The 19,487-nt window shown below is 36.7% G+C and carries 20 protein-coding genes and 1 other RNA gene; 13 read left to right on the top strand and 8 right to left on the bottom strand.

All coding sequences use genetic code 11. The annotated features are described in order from the left end of the window. Nucleotides 1-235 precede the first annotated feature (235 nt). Complete coding sequence (locus tag HXV90_RS18780; protein WP_269897798.1) at nucleotides 236-691, top strand: JAB domain-containing protein; 456 nt, start codon at nucleotides 236-238, stop codon at nucleotides 689-691. On the opposite strand, the gene HXV90_RS18785 is transcribed toward HXV90_RS18780, so the two are convergent. Next, the gene (locus HXV90_RS18785; RefSeq protein ID WP_269897799.1) at nucleotides 688-1,941 is read right to left on the bottom strand and encodes a hypothetical protein; all 1,254 of its coding nucleotides are present in this window, start codon (nucleotides 1,939-1,941) and stop codon (nucleotides 688-690) included. The genes HXV90_RS18780 and HXV90_RS18785 overlap by 4 nt on opposite strands. Before the next feature lie 156 nt (nucleotides 1,942-2,097). Between HXV90_RS18785 and HXV90_RS18790 the strand changes: the two genes are divergently transcribed. From HXV90_RS18790 to HXV90_RS18810, 5 genes are all read left to right on the top strand, one after another. After that, nucleotides 2,098-2,655: a hypothetical protein gene (locus HXV90_RS18790; RefSeq protein WP_269897800.1), complete on the top strand. Its 558-nt coding sequence runs from the start codon at nucleotides 2,098-2,100 to the stop codon at nucleotides 2,653-2,655. After that, complete coding sequence (locus HXV90_RS18795) at nucleotides 2,645-2,809, top strand: hypothetical protein (RefSeq protein WP_269897801.1); 165 nt, start codon at nucleotides 2,645-2,647, stop codon at nucleotides 2,807-2,809. Before HXV90_RS18790 ends, HXV90_RS18795 begins: the two co-directional genes overlap by 11 nt. A 107-nt stretch (nucleotides 2,810-2,916) precedes the next feature. Continuing rightward, the gene (locus HXV90_RS18800) at nucleotides 2,917-4,167 is read left to right on the top strand and encodes a DNA primase family protein (RefSeq protein WP_269897802.1); all 1,251 of its coding nucleotides are present in this window, start codon (nucleotides 2,917-2,919) and stop codon (nucleotides 4,165-4,167) included. Next, on the top strand, nucleotides 4,164-4,385 hold the full coding sequence (locus tag HXV90_RS18805; protein ID WP_269897803.1) for a helix-turn-helix domain-containing protein: 222 nt from the start codon (nucleotides 4,164-4,166) through the stop codon (nucleotides 4,383-4,385). The genes HXV90_RS18800 and HXV90_RS18805 overlap by 4 nt, the downstream gene beginning before the upstream one ends. Before the next feature lie 102 nt (nucleotides 4,386-4,487). Beyond that, nucleotides 4,488-5,654 carry a site-specific integrase gene (locus HXV90_RS18810; RefSeq protein ID WP_269897804.1) on the top strand — a complete coding sequence of 389 codons (1,167 nt, stop codon included), beginning with the start codon at nucleotides 4,488-4,490 and terminating at the stop codon, nucleotides 5,652-5,654. A gap of 145 nt (nucleotides 5,655-5,799) precedes the next feature. On the opposite strand, the gene ssrA is transcribed toward HXV90_RS18810, so the two are convergent. From ssrA to secG, 5 genes are all read right to left on the bottom strand, one after another. Beyond that, nucleotides 5,800-6,155: a transfer-messenger RNA gene (gene ssrA / locus HXV90_RS18815) on the bottom strand. 344 nt (nucleotides 6,156-6,499) lie between these two features. Then, entirely contained in the window at nucleotides 6,500-6,967 is a 468-nt protein-coding gene (gene smpB, locus HXV90_RS18820; RefSeq protein ID WP_048390901.1) for an SsrA-binding protein SmpB, read from the bottom strand. A gap of 71 nt (nucleotides 6,968-7,038) precedes the next feature. Further along, on the bottom strand, nucleotides 7,039-9,510 hold the full coding sequence (gene rnr, locus HXV90_RS18825; RefSeq protein ID WP_054549540.1) for a ribonuclease R: 2,472 nt from the start codon (nucleotides 9,508-9,510) through the stop codon (nucleotides 7,039-7,041). Nucleotides 9,511-9,547: 37 nt separating this feature from the next. After that, entirely contained in the window at nucleotides 9,548-10,294 is a 747-nt protein-coding gene (locus tag HXV90_RS18830; RefSeq protein WP_269897805.1) for an alpha/beta hydrolase, read from the bottom strand. 188 nt (nucleotides 10,295-10,482) lie between these two features. Then, nucleotides 10,483-10,710, bottom strand: coding sequence for a preprotein translocase subunit SecG (secG, locus tag HXV90_RS18835; RefSeq protein ID WP_004228101.1), 228 nt, complete (start codon nucleotides 10,708-10,710; stop codon nucleotides 10,483-10,485). 205 nt (nucleotides 10,711-10,915) lie between these two features. Here secG and HXV90_RS18840 point away from each other — a divergent pair, with 205 nt between their 5' ends. The 7 genes from HXV90_RS18840 to dltD all read left to right on the top strand — a co-directional run bounded on the left by HXV90_RS18840 (nucleotide 10,916) and on the right by dltD (nucleotide 18,477). Further along, nucleotides 10,916-12,163 (top strand): transglutaminase domain-containing protein, encoded by a 1,248-nt coding sequence (locus tag HXV90_RS18840; protein ID WP_269897806.1) that lies wholly within the window; start codon nucleotides 10,916-10,918, stop codon nucleotides 12,161-12,163. Nucleotides 12,164-12,311: 148 nt separating this feature from the next. Then, a complete protein-coding gene (locus HXV90_RS18845; protein ID WP_269897807.1) occupies nucleotides 12,312-13,958 on the top strand; it encodes an alkaline phosphatase in 1,647 nt (548 codons plus the stop codon). Between the two features lie 280 nt (nucleotides 13,959-14,238). Then, nucleotides 14,239-14,376 carry a teichoic acid D-Ala incorporation-associated protein DltX gene (locus tag HXV90_RS18850; RefSeq protein WP_004228095.1) on the top strand — a complete coding sequence of 46 codons (138 nt, stop codon included), beginning with the start codon at nucleotides 14,239-14,241 and terminating at the stop codon, nucleotides 14,374-14,376. Between the two features lie 17 nt (nucleotides 14,377-14,393). Then, complete coding sequence (dltA, locus tag HXV90_RS18855; RefSeq protein WP_103118779.1) at nucleotides 14,394-15,869, top strand: D-alanine--poly(phosphoribitol) ligase subunit DltA; 1,476 nt, start codon at nucleotides 14,394-14,396, stop codon at nucleotides 15,867-15,869. Further along, entirely contained in the window at nucleotides 15,866-17,029 is a 1,164-nt protein-coding gene (dltB, locus tag HXV90_RS18860; RefSeq protein WP_269897808.1) for a D-alanyl-lipoteichoic acid biosynthesis protein DltB, read from the top strand. The genes dltA and dltB overlap by 4 nt, the downstream gene beginning before the upstream one ends. 42 nt (nucleotides 17,030-17,071) lie before the next feature. Continuing rightward, nucleotides 17,072-17,305: a D-alanine--poly(phosphoribitol) ligase subunit 2 gene (gene dltC / locus HXV90_RS18865; RefSeq protein WP_016994756.1), complete on the top strand. Its 234-nt coding sequence runs from the start codon at nucleotides 17,072-17,074 to the stop codon at nucleotides 17,303-17,305. Beyond that, nucleotides 17,302-18,477 carry a D-alanyl-lipoteichoic acid biosynthesis protein DltD gene (gene dltD / locus HXV90_RS18870; RefSeq protein ID WP_269897809.1) on the top strand — a complete coding sequence of 392 codons (1,176 nt, stop codon included), beginning with the start codon at nucleotides 17,302-17,304 and terminating at the stop codon, nucleotides 18,475-18,477. Before dltC ends, dltD begins: the two co-directional genes overlap by 4 nt. A 114-nt stretch (nucleotides 18,478-18,591) precedes the next feature. Here dltD and HXV90_RS18875 read toward each other — a convergent pair whose 3' ends face one another. Both HXV90_RS18875 and HXV90_RS18880 read right to left on the bottom strand, forming a co-directional pair. Further along, nucleotides 18,592-18,756, bottom strand: a complete 165-nt coding sequence (locus HXV90_RS18875; RefSeq protein ID WP_269899047.1) for a hypothetical protein — start codon at nucleotides 18,754-18,756, stop codon at nucleotides 18,592-18,594. 135 nt (nucleotides 18,757-18,891) lie between these two features. Next, entirely contained in the window at nucleotides 18,892-19,422 is a 531-nt protein-coding gene (locus tag HXV90_RS18880) for a DUF6241 domain-containing protein (protein ID WP_048390887.1), read from the bottom strand. Nucleotides 19,423-19,487: the final 65 nt, after the last annotated feature.

The following is a 19,487-nucleotide window of genomic DNA, read 5'->3' on the forward strand; positions in this document are numbered from 1 at the left end:
AGGCTGCCCTCACTTGGGCAGCCTTTTTCTTTATATCATATTCAAAAACATAAATTGTGCTGCTTCAGAACGCAACTATTTTTATTATTTCTAGAGTTTCTTCAATATTAACAGCTTTTCCCTTAAAGACAATTAATGTTGTATTTATAACGTATCAATTAAATATTCAAATATATATTACAAATTTGAATATACCTATGTATGTTCAATAAATAGCAATTAAGGAGAGGATTAGATGAAAATTAATACTGCTGCTAAGCGATTTCAAATCGTTCAAGTAAAATTAGTCCGTGAAAAATCACTATTGTACAAGGAAAGAAAAATTCGCTCACCTCATGATGCTTATACACTTATGAAAGAATTTATTGGTGATGCAGATCGCGAACACTTCGTAGTACTTTGTTTGGATACTAAAAACCAACCTACATGCATTCAAACTGTGCACATCGGTAGTTTAAATGCTAGTATCGTTCATCCACGTGAAGTACTGAAGTCTGCGTTACTAAGTAATTCCGCATCGATAATCGTCGGACACAATCACCCAAGCAATGTATGTGATCCAAGTGCAGAAGACATTCAAGTAACTGAACGCCTTAAAGAAGCTTGCAATATTCTCGGGATTGATTTACTCGACCACCTCATCATTTGCACAGATACATTTAATTCATTAAAAGAAACAGGTGTGATTTAATCTGAATTAGGAGGTTGTTCGTTTTGACCTCCTCTTCTCATTCTATTATATGCACTCATCTGTTCATGGTACTCATAAGCATCTTTATTCACATTAGAATTCTTATGTGTACTTTGTTCACATTGTTCACTTGTTTTTTTACTTTCTATTTTTTTAGTTTCATATGCCACTCTATAAGCATTTTTAGAAATATCATCGGAACATTGGACGTTTTTTAACTTAGACAAATAATCGCTATATAGTTCATTATCCTTTAATAAAAAATACAATAAAGCTTCATCAACTAATTCAGAGGGAATATCAATTTGATTTGACACCGAAAGCTCTTCTGTTAGTTTATTCTTTATATAATTTTTTTGGGATATAAAAAATGCATTGTAGCGACGAATTATTTCATTATAAGGAAAGTTAAGAATGCTAAATTCTATATTCTCAAAGAAAAATAACTTTGTAAGTAAACCATGTATATTTGTCAGAGCTACATATGGTTGAAGATCGACCTCAGTTGATTTTTTTATATCGCTATACATTCTTTTATTATCCATGTGAATTTTTTCTAAAGCAATATAGTTAAATTTCACTATTTCCGCCAATTGAAAAACATCTAACAAACTTGTATTTTTATTAAAATACAACAAGTTTAACGAGGAGTTAAATTGCTTTTTTGATACATTTAACATTTTCATATATGCATTATAATCATCTATTCCTTGTTTAGTATGTCTGTCGACATCATTTTTTATATCGAATAAAGGTATTTTTTTAGAATCAAAGATTTTGTTTATATTTTCGAAGTTATTTATTCTGCCTTCAATAACTTTACTTAGTCCATAGATATTCCAAGGTAATAATATTCTAGGGATCAATTTATAATAACTTGGTGATGCACTTTTTAAGTACTCATCTATTTCAGGATTAATCGTGACATAATGCAATTGTCTTAAAAAATTTGTATTATCCTCAAAAAAAATCCTCTTATAAAGGTCATTAAACTTATTCTTAGCAGTAGTCCTGTTATCAAAATATTTAATAATTTTTGATGTAGAATCAAAAATTATTTCCATTATTAAATCCCTTTTAAAAACGTCACAATACTCTTCATAATCGCTTTTTTCAAACTTTCCGTTTAATAAATGATGAAAAATCCGTAACATTTTTTTATGATCAATATTTAAATCAAAAATTACCGATCCATCTTTAAATTCTACATCAACTACTCTTTCTAAATAGAAATCTACATTTTTCTCCATTTTATTCACCCAAATCAAGTATTATATTAAATATTTATAAAAAAATACTAAGGCATAATGAATCTTATAAATCATTATGACCCAATATTTTTCTGTTGAATTTCCCTAAAATTTAATTATAAGCAACAGCTTAAATAAAATTTGGGAGTGTTTTACATGAACAAAGAAAAAATCGAAAGCAAGTATATCAATTTAATGAACTCTATCTTAAAAGGTGAACAATGTGAACAAGATGAACTCAAGTTGTTTGCTGTCCAAATCAAAGGGAACAGAATTCATTTATATGGCCCAACTAGTACCCCTCTCCCTCTTTTAAATGGGATACTTCTAAGTGATATTGGTAATAAAATTAAGTTTTATGGTTCTTTAAATGGAACAAACTACTCACTTAGCGAAAATGGAAGCGATATGGTAACAATTATAATCGATTTAACAAAAGAAAATAACCCTAAGATTTACATTGAAGACGGAGAGTTGAATTATATTTCATCAAAATCTACTTTTGGTAAAAAAGATAAATTATATTTCTACTGGCAGTACGGTGTTGAAAATTTTTTATTACTTATAAATTACGATCCTCAATCTGGAGCAGCAAACATTAAAGACATATGTTATCAAAGTAGCGAATATCTAAACGAGATAAATTTAATTACTCAGAATGTACATGACTACATGTTAGAAAAAATGAATAGAGGTATTTCTGATGATTGCTGATTCATTTACTGATGAAAAACACAATGTAAAAGGGAAATTTAATTCAACAATAAAAGTTACTAAAGCCAAAACTGAAACCTCGAAAGGATTTAAAAGTACAAACGATTTTAATTATGTTTTTTCAGAAAAAAAAAAAAATCTAGCAAAAAAATAAATATAAACAGTTTAATTCACGATCAAATAAATTCAAGTAATATAAATGAGACCGACGAAAAAATCCATAAAGAGACAACTTACTCATTGTCTCAAAAGTTCAAGGAAATGTTCACATTCAAAGTTTTTGAAGATGTACTTTATGTCTGGGATGAGAAACGGGGATTTTATATCCCCCTTTCTAACGAGAATGCAGATGTATTCTTTAGAAAGTATTCGCCAGAGCTTTTGAAATTCTTTATTAACTCAAGAAATATTAAGGAAATCGTAAGTTGGATTAGGGCAGAATGTGACATTAATTTAACAGCTACGGATTTAATAGAGAACAGGAACCTTGTCATATTTAATGACGGTATTTATAACACAGAGAATAGCAAGTTTTTTAATCTTAGTCCAGATAATAATATTCGTTCCAAAATCAATGCTAACTTTAGCACTTTATTAACTCAAGGGGAGTTTTTCGAAAAATTCATGACTGATATCTGCCAAAATGACGAAAAACTTTATAATCGTATACAAGAATTTTTTGGGTATGTAATCTCAGAAATTCGTGATTTGAAAATTATTATTTTTCTTATTGGACCAAAAGACTCTGGGAAATCGATTATTTTAAAACTGTTGGACTATTTAATAGGTGAAGATTTTTGTACAAGTTTGAGCCTAGACGAATTAAACCAAAGGGAATATTTAAATCGGCTATTATCTAAAAAATTGAATACTTGCGGAGAAGTTAGCGAAATCTCCATCAAACGTTTAGATAACTTAAAGAAACTCTCGGGTGGGGACAAAATCATGTCTAAAGCATTATACGATCAACCCGTATCATTCGTTAATAGAGCTGCTCTTGTATTTGCAGGAAATCATTTGCCTGAAATCAAAAATTTGGATAAATCGAATGCATTTTCAGAACGATTATTACTCATCCCTTTTCTATATCAAATACCGAAAGATAAGCAGGACCCAACTTTATTCAATAAACTTTTAAATGAAATTAACTATATAGCACAGTGGGCATTAAAGGGATTACTAAGATTAATAAAAAATAATTATAGCTTCACCGAAACCAAACAAGACTCCAAAATTATGGATAATTATAAACTACAAAGTAATTCTATCGAACACTTTATAAAAAATAAATGTATTATGAATCATGACTGTAAAATATTTAAAGCTGATTTCGAGAATGCCTACTACCAATTCTGTGAGGAAAATGACGTAGTAGCTTCAAATAGGATAGATCTACACAAATATCTAAAAGCTTCTCCTTATATAACATTTAAAAAGATCAGAATTGGTACACAGCCTAAAAATGGGTATGTCGGGATTCAACTAAAGATAGAAACGGAGGCTACTTTATGAATGAAGCAATTTTTCATGAGTTGAAGAAATTTATACTTGATAACCTATCGTCATACAAAGATTGGATGTCTTTGAACGAAGCAGCCAATTATGCAGGCGTATCTTACAACACTTTCATCAAATTCCGCACACTAGGTTTAAAAGTATGTGAAATTGATGGCATTAAACGCGTATCAAAGAAAGAAATCGATCGCTTTTTAGAAGGGCATAGTTTCTAAATACTACAAGAGGATTTTTCCCCAGTTAAATTATATATTATAACTGTGAGGATCAATCCTCTCTTTATATCTTGCCCCCGCAACGATGTTAGGAGGATCACTATGGCAAAAAATAATTCTTCACCCATCAAAAGTTATGAAAACAAATATGGAAAAATGTTGTATAAATTCCAAGTTTATTTAGGTGTAGACGAGCTTACAGGTAAAGCTCGCAGTACTACCCGTAGAGGTTTTAAAACGAAAAAAGAAGCTGAACTTGCTTTAGCACGTATCAAACTTCAAGTCTCCGAAGGCATATACAAACAAAAAAGTACAGAGACATATCAGGAAGTATACGATCTTTGGATCACTCAATACGAAAAAACTGTAGAAGAAAGTACGTTTGTTAAAACAGTCGGCTACTTTAAAAATCATATCTTACCTTCTATGGGTAGTTATCGTATCGAGAAAATTACGATTGCTATTTGTCAAAAACATTACAATGAATGGGCTTCAAAAGTTAAAAAAGCTCGTACGATTAAGTCTTACGCTAAAAAGGTATTAGATTTCGCTATTGTGCATGGCATTATTCAAACGAATCCCTTCACTCATGTTGAGACAAAAATTAAGAAACCATTTACCCAGAGTGCTAAAGATGAAAATGAAAACTTTTATACAAAGGAAGAGTTAATTTCATTTTTAGAGAAAGCAAAGGATCACCTTAACTATAAAGCATATGCGCTATTCCGTTTGATTGCATATACAGGTATGCGTAAAAGCGAGGCATTAGCTTTAACATGGAATGATGTGAACTTTGTTGAAAGTGAGATATCTATTAGTAAAGCTATAGGACGTGGGAAGCAGACACAGCTTTATTTGAAGACTACTAAGACTGGTAAACCTCGCATGATCAAATTAGATGAAACAACTTTATCGATCTTGAAAGAATGGAATAAGCTTCAAAAGCAGCAATATATTCAGTTAGGCATCAATACGCTGAAGAAAAATCAATTGATGTTTAGTAATACAAATAACGATTTTATCCAGCCTGGTCAAGTTCAAAAATGGATGTATAGTGTCCAAAACAAATACACTTTGAAGAAAGTGTCACCACATGGTTTACGTCATACACACTGCTCACTTTTATTCGAAGCTGGTGCGAGCATTAAAGAGGTTCAAGATCGACTTGGGCATTCTGATGTAAAAACTACTTTAGACATTTATACACATGTCACGAAAAAGGCGAAAGAAGGCGCTATACAGAAGTTTGTTAGCTATTTAGAAGGTTAAGTTTTTGACTTAGCTTTGACTAGAAATTGACTAGAAATTGACTAGATTTGAATGAAAACAGGTGATATTGGATGAAATTAAAAAAGTGTCAAAACCCTATCATATCAAGGATTTTGACACTCATTGAAATCATTTGATTTCTAAAAAATGGAGACGGCGGGAGTCGAACCCGCGTCCAGAAACTCCAATACTTCAGCTTCTACGCGTGTAGTTTGCCTATTTACGATTCACGTAACATTATGCCGACAAACAGGCGTCCTGTACGCTAACCTGGAAATCTCTTGCCGATGACTCAGGTGGCACCATCGACCGTATCCCACTAAAGTTGGGCCCCACGTTCTCTACATGGGCGATAGAGAGGCAGAGCGCTTACGAGCTTACGCTGCGAAAGCTAAGTTTTGTTGTTTGCCAGTTATTATATAACTGTCGTTGATGACGGAGCCGAGCCCTCCGACGCGCGACCAAAGCTTGAACCATCCCTGTCGAATCCGTAACGTCCCCTTGAATATGAAGCGAAGCGGCTTGGCCTCGTTCAAACAAAGAGCTAGAATTGCTTCTAGTACGGTGGGAGCTTAAAAGTACGCTTCCATGAAATCTGGCAATCAGTAATACATATTATAAAACAAAATGAGAGAGAGTTCAAGTGTACCGCTTTAATAGAAAAAATTGGCTTAGCTATAAATACTATCCGCCAGATTAAGTCTGCTATCCATCACTTTTGCTACTCTATCCGCCACTTTCCAACCTCTATCCGTTACTTTCACCATTCTATCCGCCAAACTCGCTCGCCCCACCCAACAACGAAAAAACTCACCGCTATCCGCAGTGAGCTTTCTCTAAATCTATTAATATTGATTTTTTGCCTTGAAGGCACGTTCCATCTCGCGTTTGGCTTCTTTTTTGCGCATGTCGCTGCGCTTGTCGTAGTCTTTTTTCCCTTTACCAATGCCGATTAGGAGCTTGGCGTAGCCATCCTTAATGTACATTTTCAGTGGAACGATTGTGTAGCCGTCACGTTTTACGGCTCCGACTAGCTCGCCGATTTGCTTTTTGTGGAGCAGCAGCTTGCGGGTGCGTAGTGGATCGTGATTGAAGCGGTTGCCTTGTTCAAAGGCGCTAACGTGCATATTGTTGATCCATGCTTCGCCATTGCGGACGCGGACAAAGGAGTCTTTCAGTTGAACTTTGCCTGCACGGATGGATTTGATTTCTGTACCTGTTAGGACCATGCCTGCTTCGATTGTTTCTTCGATGAAGTAGTCGTGGCCTGCTTTTTTGTTTTGTGCTAATACTTTACCAGAACCTTTTGCCATATCTTTCACCCTCTACTTAAAAGGTTGAGCTTAAGCGAAAGCACCCTTTCAATGGATACTTTCGCTTAGGCTTATTTACGTTTTGTTTTTTTCTTTTTGCCTTTTTTGGCAATGCCCTCATAGAACTTTTGCTTTTGCTTCACGCGTTTTTTTGGACCTGGGCTTGAGTCATCTTTGCGGCGTCCACGTGGATCACGGTCACTTTCGCGTCGTTCACCTTGCTTTGATGAGCTACGAGTTCCACGATCATCCTCTTGACGGCCGCCTCTACGATTGCCACCACGTCCGCCTTTTTCCTCATCATTGCGTGTGCTTCGGCGACTGCGTCCACCTTTGTTATCGCTGTAATTTTTACGTGCATGAATAACAGTTGGTGCTGCTTTGCGTGTTCGTCCATATGAAGTTACCATTCCAACGATTTCAAAGTCAATGGATGACTCCTCAATAATGACATTTGCCACACGAACTGTCACTTCATCCCCGATACGGAATTGGCGATTCGTTCGTTCCCCGATCATAATCATTTGACGATCATCGAAGCGGTAGTAATCATCAGTCATATTACTAATATGGACAAGTCCTTCGATGGTGTTTGGTAGCTCCACGAAAATACCGAAGTTTGTAATGGATGAAACAATTCCTTCGAATTCTTCGCCAATTTTGTCGGACATATATTGTGCTTTTTTCAGTGCGTCTGTATCACGTTCTGCATCAACTGCACGACGTTCACGCTCAGATGTGTGGTCAGCAATTTCATCCATTGCCATACTCCACTGTGCAATGGTTTCTCTCGATGTATCCTTGTTAATTAAATACGTGCGAATTAAACGGTGTACAACTAAGTCAGGATAACGACGAATTGGTGATGTGAAGTGTGTATAGAAATCCGTTGATAAGCCAAAGTGTCCAAGACTTTCTGGGTAGTACTTCGCCTGCTGCATTGAACGTAGGAGCATCGTTGAGATAACAGGCTCCTCTGGCATACCTTCAATTGCCTTCAAAACATCCTGTAATGCCTTAGGATGAACGGTATTACCAGTACCTTTAATTAAAATCCCGAAATTCGTGACAAATTCAAAGAAGCGTTGAAGCTTTTCAGGCTTTGGATCTTCGTGAATACGGTATAGAAACGGTACATTCATCCAGTGGAAGTGCTCTGCCACTGTTTCATTGGCAGCTAGCATGAAATCTTCAATTAATTTCTCCGCTACTGTTCGTTCACGTAATTCAATATCCACTGGCCATCCTTCTTCGTTTACGATCACCTTAGATTCTTTGAAGTCAAAGTCAATAGCTCCTCGCATTTCGCGTTTACGGCGTAAAATACCAGACAGCTCAGCCATGTTTTTAAACATTGGAACAAGTGGCTCATAGCGTTCAATTAATGCCTCATCTTGCTCCTCTAAAATTTTGTAAACGTCCTTATACGTCATACGCTCAGTCGTTTTAATGACACTTTGGAAAATTTCGTGTGCAACCACATTACCATTCGCATCAATAATCATTTCACAGGATAGTGTTAAACGGTCAACCTGTGGATTTAATGAACAAATGCCGTTTGATAAACGATGTGGAATCATTGGAATGACACGGTCTGTTAAATAAACACTTGTCGCACGATCGTAAGCTTCAATGTCAATGACTGAGCCTTGTGTTACATAATAACTTACGTCTGCAATATGTACGCCAAGCTTATACGTACCATCTACATTTTTCGTTACGGTTACTGCATCATCCAAATCCTTAGCATCTGCACCATCAATTGTCACAATCGTTTCATGACGTAAATCACGACGACCTACTAAATCGGCCTCGGTAATTTCATCGGGCACGCGCTGTGCAGCAGCAATGACTTCATCTGGGAATTCAGGTGGAATGTCATGCTTATATAAAATGGATAAAATGTCCACACCTGGATCATTTTTATGCCCTAAAATTTTTGTAATATAGCCTGTAGCGGATTTTAAATCCTCTGGCCATGTTGCTACCTCAACAACAACCTTATGTCCATCGACAGCTCCTAATGTATCTCCTTTGGCAATAAAGATATCCATTGGTAACTTTTTATCGTCTAGGACAACAAAGCCGAAGCCACGGTTAGCCTGAAATGTGCCGACAAAGCTTGTTTGCCCACGCTCAACGACCTTTGTAACCGTACCCTCACGTCGATCACCAAATGATTCCTTTAAAACACGAATCAGAACGATGTCTCCGTTAATGGCACCGTTAATTTCATGCGGTGGAATGAACACATCATCCATGCCCTCGACATCAGGTGTCACGAAGCCAAAGCCCTTCGCATGTCCGATAAATTTACCTCTTAGCAAATTCATACGCTCTGGTAGGCCATAGCGATTGGAGCGAGAGCGTACAACTAAGCCTTGCCCTTCCATGCGGACAAGTGTTTTCACAAGCTCCTTGAACTCCTCCGCATCCTCAAAGCCGAATTCATCCTCGATTTCACCGACGGTTAGTGGTTTATAATCATCTTTGCTGAAAAAATCGAGTAAACGACTTTGTAGTGTATCTTTTTGATCTTTCATACATATTCCCTCCTTCATGAGAAAATCCTATTTATAATTATTGTGCCCAATTTAGGCTTTCTAAAAAGCGATAAATGTCCTCATGTAATTGATCTTTTTCTTGATCTAATGTAATAACATGTTTTGAGTTTTCATACCACTTGATGTGCTTTTCAAGTGACTCAGTTTGATTATATATAATGTTGGCAGATTCTGTCTCTATTACTTCATCATTTGTAGCTTGTACGACGAAAATAGGCGCGTAAATCATGTCAATTTCTTGACGAGTGCGAGCTATAAATTCTCGTAGCTGCTGTAGAGATGGCATGCCTTTGTCAGCAATGCTTGCAACTTCAGCTTCAATTTGTTCTTCCTGTTTCCCTTGGAACTTTTTATAGTCCCTTGCATATTTCAAGACACCCTCAAACATAACGTCGGTTGTACGCATTGTCATAGGGGCACACATTGTCACAATTCCTTTAACAGGGTTATTTAATGCAACGTTTAATGCCATAACACCGCCTAATGAAAGGCCAGCAACAGCTATTTCCTGATAGCCAGCATCCTGTAACTGTTTGTAGGCGGCAATAACATCCTGCCACCAGTCTGCTGGACCTGTTGTGATTAGTTCTTCTGGTTCCTCACCGTGACCTTTATAGTGAGGTGCTAATGTAGTATACCCTTTTTTCTCTAAAAATCTACCAAGCATTCGTACGTCTGCAGAGCTTCCTGTGAAGCCGTGTAATAATAAAACAGCACGTGGTCCTGCCTGAAAGAAAAATGGCTGTGATAATGATTTGTTCACTGTAAGCACTCCTTCATTCTAAAACACTTATACATACTATACCCATTCTCGTCATCTCAATGATGCCCAGCGGATGACATTGGTTATTGCATTACCATTCATTTTTTACTCCAGAGAGAGAATTTACCATTTAACAATGATAAAAGAAAACGCCCAACCAATTCGGTTAGGCGATATATCTTCAACTATTAGATTTTTGTAATAGCGATTGCTAATAAAAAGAACACTATAGCTAACACAATTGTTGCACGGTGAAGGATTAAATCCATACCACGTGCTTTTTGCTTTCCAAATAGTTGCTCAGCTCCACCCGAGATGGCACCTGATAAGCCTGCACTTTTACTAGATTGAAGTAATACCACAACGATTAACGCTAATGATACGATAACTAATGAAACTAATACTACTGTATGCATTCACTGCACCTCCCGAACTTTGAAACATCACAACAGACTACATTATAACAAAAAAAGGTTACGATGACAAACTTCGCTTTATGTTTTGCTGGAAATTTTCCGCCTCATGCTTCCATCCTTGTCGACTTATGCTACTATTTGTGGATGTCACTCCCTATAAATTAAACTATAATGGCAAAAATGAATTTTTTTGGAGGGTGGGAAAATGAATAAAAAAATAGCAGCACTGCTTGTGCTATGCTGCATGATTCCGTTTCTTACTGCATGCTCAAAGGCCATTGACCTACTTCTTGAGGAAGAGGATGTAACAACTACGACCTTAGCAGAAGAAACAGAGTATGATATGAAAAAGCCAGAAAGTAAAGCGTTATCTGCCTCTTTTTCACCTAATGATCTTTTTTCAACCTCATTATTTAAGGAAGATCCTGCCTTACTACAATTCACTAAAAAAGTCGAAAAACAAGTAGCAAAGTTTGAACAGCACTTTGAAGTCCCTTATACCGGGAAGCTAAACTTCGAAGATTTTGAGGTGCAGCTGAATGACTTAAATAGCCTGCTTTCTTTCGTTGATCCCTATACAGCTGGTTATTTTCTTACTTATGAATGGACGGCTTGGGAAACCGAGGATGGCTATTTGGTAGAGTTGTCGATTGATTACTTAACAGATGCCAAAAAGGAGCAAAAGGTCGATCAATATGTAGAGGCTTTTGCTGACCAGTATATTACGAAAGATATGACAGATTTTGAGCGTGCTAAAATCATTAATGATACGGTCGTACAGTTAGCCACTTATACAGAACAAGGCTCTACTGAGGGACAAACGGTTTTTGAGCTGATAGACGAGGAAACTGCGGTATGTCAAGCCTATGCTCTACTAGCTTATCGCCTACTATTAGCATCGGATGTAGAAGCTAAATACGTATATGGCTATAGTGAGGATCAGCTGCATGCTTGGAATTTAGTCAGTATCGATGGCAATTGGTATCATCTTGATACAACGTGGAATGACGTGGATTCAGCGGAGCCTTATGCGATTTCCTATGAATACTTTTTAGTCAGTGATGAAAAACTAAGCCAAGATCATTTATGGGTAAAAGAAAATTATTTTACTGCTACAAATAACAATTATGATTTTATGCATGATATGTGGTATGCCAATACTGTGGATGATGTGATTTATTATAATAGTATCAATGATAATATGGTCTATTCCTATAATTTAGACACAAATGAAAACAATCAAATTACAGAAACGGCATGCTATTATTTAGCTACTTATGATGATTCCATTTATTGCAGTGACTATGACAATGCCGGTTATTTAACAAAAATTAATGTCCAGGACGGCTCCGAAGAAGTCTTATTTGAAGATGAAGTCCTCAATTTGTACATTGAAGAAGACATTTTATATTATGAAACAATTGATGGCGCACAACATCAGGAAAATTTGTAATGCCCCAAAAGAATCTGTGTGACTTTTACACAGATTCTTCCCTTCCCCAATATTTACATAATTACCATATTCCATTAACAAACCTTTAACGCTAGCTTTACACCATTCCTTTACACTTACAATTGAATTCACCTAAAGGAGGAAAATCATGAAATACGCAAAAAAATGGACCTCATTGTTCTTAGCAAGTGCAGTGACTTTATCCGCAGTTAGTATCCCACAGCAAGAGGTACATGCAGCCGAAGTAAAGAAACCGACGAATGTCATTATGCTTGTGATGGATGGTAGCAGTAATAATGCTGTCACCCTTTCTCGCTGGTATAAAGGTGAAAGCCTAGCAATGGATGAAATTTTATCGGGTGCTATGCGCACATATTCTGCTGAATCTGCCATTACCGATTCCGCGCCTGCTGCGACAGCATTAGCAACTGGGCATAAATCGAACGATAAATATATAGGTGTGCTGCCCTCTGTGATCAACTCCCCTGGATTAACGCAAATCGCTAAGGAAGATGCCTTCCGACCTGTAGCCAATGTGCTAGAAGGAGCTAAGCAGCAAGGTAAGGCCACTGGATTAATTTCTACTTCCGAAATTCAACATGCTACACCAGCTGGTTTTTCTGCCCATGTCAACAATAGAAGTCAATATGGGGATATAGCAGAGCAGCAGGTTTATCAAAATATTGATGTTGTCTTAGGCGGTGGATTGGAATCACTATCACCAGGCACATCGAAAAATGCTCGTCAAGATGGTGAGGATTTAATCAAGGTTTTGAATGAAAAAAATTATGATCTCGTTAAAACACGCGATGAGCTATTTAATAGTCAATCCTCAAAAATTTGGGGAAGCTTTGCGCCAAGTGCACTTGCTTATGATTTAGATCGTGCCAAAACAAGAGCATCTGAGCCTACACTTGCTGAAATGACAAATAAAGCAATCAATACGCTGAAAAAGGATGAGGATGGCTTCTTCCTCTTTGTAGAAGGTAGTAAGGTTGACTGGGCTGCACATGCCAACGATACTATTGGTATCATTAGCGATATTTTATCATTTGATGATGCAGTGAAAGAAGCGGTTGATTTTGCGAAGGAAGATGGTAATACTTTAGTCATCGCAGTAACTGATCATGGAAATAGTGGCATTACGATGGGGAACGCTAACACTACTAGTACCTATTCCAGCATTCCAGTCTCTGCGTACATCGACCCGTTAAAAAAAGCTACAATGACCATTGAAGGAGCTTTAAGCCAACTAAAAGAAGATCGCTCGAATTTAGTTGAGGTCGCTGCTCTTTATGGCTTAGATTCATTAACGGAGGACGAGCTTAAAACATTACAGTCTGCTAAAGACTTAGGCAATGAAATGGTAAAAATGCTAGCCAATCGTGCAAACATTGGTTATACAACAGGTGGCCATACGGGCGAAGATGTATTCTTATATTCATTTGGTCCTTCTAAATTGACAGGATTAGTAGAAAACACTGATTTAGCCCATACAATGGCACGCTTTATGGGCTTTGACTTAAACACATTAACAAATGAATTATATGTGCCTGCAACGAAGGCATTTACGAAAAAAGGATTTACAACAAAAATTGACTTATCGAATAAAGAAAACCCAACATTTATTGCACAAAAAGCAGATGTTACAGTGAAAATTCCAGTCAATAAAAACACGATGATCTATGAACAAACTTCAACAAACACGGCAAAGACTCATACATTTGATACAATCAATGTCTACAATGGCTCTGAATTTTATGTATCTAAAAAAGTTATTAATGAAGTGAAATAAAAATAATAGCGCGAACATAAGTTGAGATTATTCCCTTATGTTCGTGCTTTTTTTACATAACTAAACCAGCCAATAATTTGTAAAACTCTACATATCCCCCCAAAACCTTAAATTTACCTTAAATTAATCTTATGATTTACTGAATTCATCTTAATTCAGCAACATTTTTCTCCACATTCCGTCAAATCAGTGTTAAAAACATAAGGTAAGGATTTTTAACTAGTAAATTACTATTTTTTGAAAGTTTAATCCTATACTTTTTTTCATTGGAGGTGGACAAATGCAATCCATCAAAAATAATGAGTATCTACGCTTTATTGGCTTCACGTTGTTTTATTTGATTGTTTTGGTACTGTTGTTTCTTATACATGGCTTCCATGATATGAACGCTGGACCATTTATATATACGGAATTTTAAATAAAGGAGATTAAAATATGTTAAGTATTTTGGCAGCTATTGAACGTGTGGCCCTCCAGCAGCCACAAAAAACTGCTTATCAGACTCACAATGCCTCCTTAACTTATAGTGAGCTTTGGCATTTATCGGATCGTCTTGCCGATTATTTAATGAAGCTTAAGTTGCGGAGACAACAGCCTATTGTCATTTATGGACATATGTCCCCCCTACAAATTGTTGCGTTTATCGGAGCTGTAAAAGCTGGCCATCCATATGTGCCTGTTGATTCGTCAACACCATCAGAAAGATTACAGCTCATTACAGAAGCTTCTGGAGCAGGTTTAGTATTGACAACAGAGCTATTACAGATGCAGTTGAACCTGCCAGTTATGGCAGTGCATGATATTCTGGATGCCTCCTCAAAGGACGTGATCCTATCATCCGCAACATGGGTTCGAGATGAGGATATCCATTATATTATTTACACTTCTGGTTCAACAGGTCAACCAAAAGGGGTACAAATAACAGCTAGTAATCTAACACACTTTGTTAGGTGGATGCAGGAACACTTCCCTTTACAGCAAGACGGCGTATTTTTAAATCAAGCACCTTATTCCTTTGATTTATCTGTTATGGATCTCTACCCAGCTCTTGTTGGTGGACACACGCTTTATGCGATTACACAGCAAGAAATTGCTAATCCAAAAGCATTGTTTGATTCATTAGCGATGTCAAATACTCGTGTATGGACTTCTACACCTTCCTTTGCCAAGATGTGTTTGATGAACAAAGAATGGGATCAAAAACTCATGCCTGCATTGGATACTTTTTTATTTTGCGGAGAGGTTTTACCGATAGCGGTATGTAACGAGTTAATGCTTCGTTTTCCACAGGCAACAATTTATAATTTATATGGTCCTACAGAAACAACCGTCGCTGTATCCTATGTAAAAGTAACAAAAGAGCTAGCAGCACACTTCGAACAATTACCAATTGCCCCTATAACGGAGCCAAACGTTTCTGTAGCAGAAGATGGAGAAATTATTATTTCAGGGCCAACCGTTAGCGCAGGGTATTTGGGAGCGCCTGAATTAACAGCGAAGGCTTTCCCGATCGTGGATGGCGATCGCATCTATCAAACGGGTGATATAGGCTATGAGCAGGATGGTTATTTGTTCTTTTCAGGTCGTAAGGATTTCCAAGTGAAATTACATGGCTATCGTTTAGAGATTGAAGAGATTGAAAAACAAATCAATAACCTGCCACCTGTTTCAAGTTGTGTTGTTGTACCTGTTTATAAAGAGAAGGAAATCATTTCTCTTAGTGCCCATATTGTTTTACGTGAGCCATTAACAGGAGCAGCCTTCAAAACGACAAAGCAATTGAAGGCACTTTTATCGGCGTACTTACCTGCCTATATGATACCGAAAACGTTTAAATATATGGACGCTTTACCACTAAATCCAAATGGTAAGGTAGATCGTAAAGGATTGGCGGTTATGGAGACAGTATGACGCCTTATGGAAATATAGCATTTTTTGTGATCATCGGACTTTTATTACTACCTACCATCCTCCTAGGGTTACGAGGCAAATCTTCGAAACGTTATAATCTTTTTATATCGGTCATTGTCTTAGCATTAATCTTCGGACATTCATTGAATGGGACCATCTCGCTCGTACTATTTACTGTCTTTCAGGTAGTACTTATTGTGGCTTATCAGCGTTACCGACTTCAGCAAAATAGCGAAACCATTTTTATAATAGCAGTGCTTTTATCCATATTACCCCTGATTCTTGTGAAGGTTTTGCCGATTCTCGGGTTACATCATTTATTTGGCTTCCTTGGTGTATCCTACATTACGTTTAAAGCGGTGCAAATGATTTTAGAAACTCGTGATGGCTTGATGAAAGAGAAAATTTCTGTAGTAGAGCTAGTCTATTTCTTATTATTCTTTCCTACCGTATCATCGGGACCTATTGATCGTTGGCGTCGTTTTACAAAGGATTTTCATACCGTATCTTCCTCGGAGGATTACCAAAAGCTGCTATTGAGTGGCATTAACTATATTTTTGTCGGCTTTTTATATAAGTTTATTTTGGCTTATTTAATTTACAACTACACGCTTATTTATTTACCTAACCATACGTATAACTATTTGACACCCTTTCAGGGACAGCTAGCGTATATGTATATGTATAGCTTTTACTTATTCTTTGATTTCGCTGGCTACAGTGCATTTGCTGTTGGTGTGAGCCGGATAATGGGTATCCAAACACCGATTAACTTTAATCGCCCTTTTGCCAGCCGCAATATTAAAGATTTTTGGAATCGTTGGCATATGAGCCTTTCCTTCTGGTTTAGGGATTATGTCTATATGCGCTTTGTCCTTTGGATGACAAAGAAAAAATGGCTAAAAAATAAATTTGCTATTTCGTATATAGGCTTCTTTTTACTATTCTTTTTAATGGGTATTTGGCATGGTCTAGAATGGCACTTTGTGGTCTATGGACTCTATCATGCCCTATTGATTATCAGCTTTGATAAATTTGAACGCTGGAATAAAAAGCATAAGCGTTGGCCAAAAAATAAATGGACGCATGCTATTGGCGTAATCATTACGTTTCATGCTGTATGCTTTGGCTTCTATATTTTTTCTGGCACATTATTTTAAACAAAGGGCTATAAGAGCCTGTTCACTAAAGGAGAATTATTAATGGATCAACAACAAGTTTTAGAAATGCTAGTCGAGTTATGTGAAGATGAAATTATTGTAGAAAATCCAGATATTGATTTATTTGAAGAAGGTTTACTAGATTCGTTTGGGACAATTAATTTATTAGTTGAAATTGAAAACCGTTTTAATATTTCTGTCCCTATTACTGATTTCAATCGTGAAGAATGGAATACGCCTAATCGAATAGCAGGGAAATTAGCTGAAAGACAATGATCAAAAAAGGCTTTCTTTCTTTATTTATTGCATTTTCTCTTTTTACTGGCTTTGTCTTTTTTCCTAATGCTTGGATTAAAGCATGGATATCCAATGAGGATGTGGAGCAAGCCAAAACGAACATGTCTCCACTTGTATTTCAGGGCACATATTTACAGGAGCGAATGTTGCAGGAGCCTAATTCCATGCCACTTTATGGCTCCTCGGAATTAAACCGTTTTGATCCGTTCCATCCATACAATTATACGCGAGCAACAAATGCTCCGTATTCGACATTTATGATTGGGCGTGGAGGCATGCAGTCCATTACCCACTTCTTGAATTTCGCAGCACAAGAAAAGAATTTAAAGGATAAAAAAGTGGTCTTTATCATCTCCCCGCAGTGGTTTACAGAGAAGGGCATGGGTGAATTTCACTTTTCACCGAATTATTCCATGTTACATGCTTATGATTTAGCCTTTAATCAGGAGATGGATGCCAACCTTCGTAAAAGAGCTATGGAGCGCCTACTTGAATTTGATACTGTCAAACGAGATCGCCTCTTAAAGACCATGTACCAATATCAAATGTCTAACGGCAAGGAAAAACCAATTACTGGACGTATGGCCATGGTCGCGGGGCGTTTCCACAAGGAGTTACTAGAAAAGAAGGATTTATATTATTCCCTTTTCCCACGTAAAGGTCATGCATTAAAAAGTAATGACAAGCTCATTGCCAATCAAAGCTTTGAGCAACAATTGCAGCATGCAGAGGCATATGGGGAGAAGCGTGTATCCAACGACTATATGATTGAAGATCGCGCCTATCAGCGACTTGTAAATGCTAAATTTTCAAAGTTTAAAGATATACGAAAAAAAGAGGATTATACAAACTCTCCTGAATATGAGGATTTCCAACTAGTTATCGATGTTTTAAAGGATGCAGGTGCCAAACCACTATTCGTCTCCATTCCAGTTAATGGCTATTGGTATGATTATAATGGCTATCCTGAGGAACGTCGTCAAAAGTATTACGATAAAATGGAGCAAGTATTAAAGGATGCAAATGTTGCCTATGTTGATTTTTCAGATCATGAATATGATCCTTACTTTATTATGGATACGATTCATATTGCTTGGAAGGGCTGGGTCTATCTCGATCAAGAACTAGATCAGCATTGGTCACAGCCATAACAATAGTCAGGACAGTCTAATATTAGTAGACTGTCCTTTCTTATTATCGTAAGAGACCTTTTATGTAAAGCGCCATTTGCTCACTTATCTCATTTAGGTTTTTCAATAGCTTCACTAAATTTGAACCTGCTCTGCCTGAATATTAGAGGCTGCTTCAATTTGCTCCATGCTTTCCATAAGTGCTTGAATATTACTCGTAATCGTTTTAAGAGAGGTTTCAATTTGTTCTGTTGCTGTAGCTGTCTCACTAGAAAGCTTCCTTACCTCTAGCGCTACGATGTTGAAACCTGCACCGTATTGGCCTGCTCATGCCGCTTCACGTTAATCTTTTTTATATGTTAAAATGCCTCAAAGTTTGAATTAACTTTGAGGCATTTTTTGAAATTCGCCTATTTATCTTTCGCAAAATGGTATTCAATATAAGTCATATTCTAAATTGTGTTGAATATAAGCTTGCTCTTCAGATGGAGTTAATAGACGAATTGCTTTCCCTGAAGCTTCTTCATCGCCACCTTGCATTTCCCATATGGAATTGTGGTCGTCAACTGCATTTGAAAAATCACCCTTCGACCATCTTTCCAATATTGAAATGTAAAGCTCTTTATATTTATAATTGCTTTCTTTGGCTATAGCTAACAATCGGTCAACCTTTTCTTGTGTTATTTGCTCGTGACCCCATTTTATTTCCGCTTCAACCTTCTGATGAGACATACTATGAATGGTTTCGTTCATTTTGTGTTCTATTAGGTCATCTGGATATAATTCATTTTCTTTTTTTAGAACAGTTCCATCCTTAGAAGTTACTTCAACATATCCAGCGATTGTTTTTTCTTCCTCGGGAGTAGATTTATTCATATGCTCAGTGAATTTGATGTAACCAAATGCTCCACCGAAAATAATTAATATTACAATGATACTAATAACCGATTTGGTTTTTCTCTTCATGTTATTACCCCTCAGTAATTTTTTATCATTATGTAAATATGGTTGATATTAGTTAATTAGGTTAA

It is taken from the genome of Lysinibacillus sp. JK80 (genome assembly GCF_027557635.1).
Classification (GTDB): domain Bacteria; phylum Bacillota; class Bacilli; order Bacillales_A; family Planococcaceae; genus Lysinibacillus; species Lysinibacillus capsici.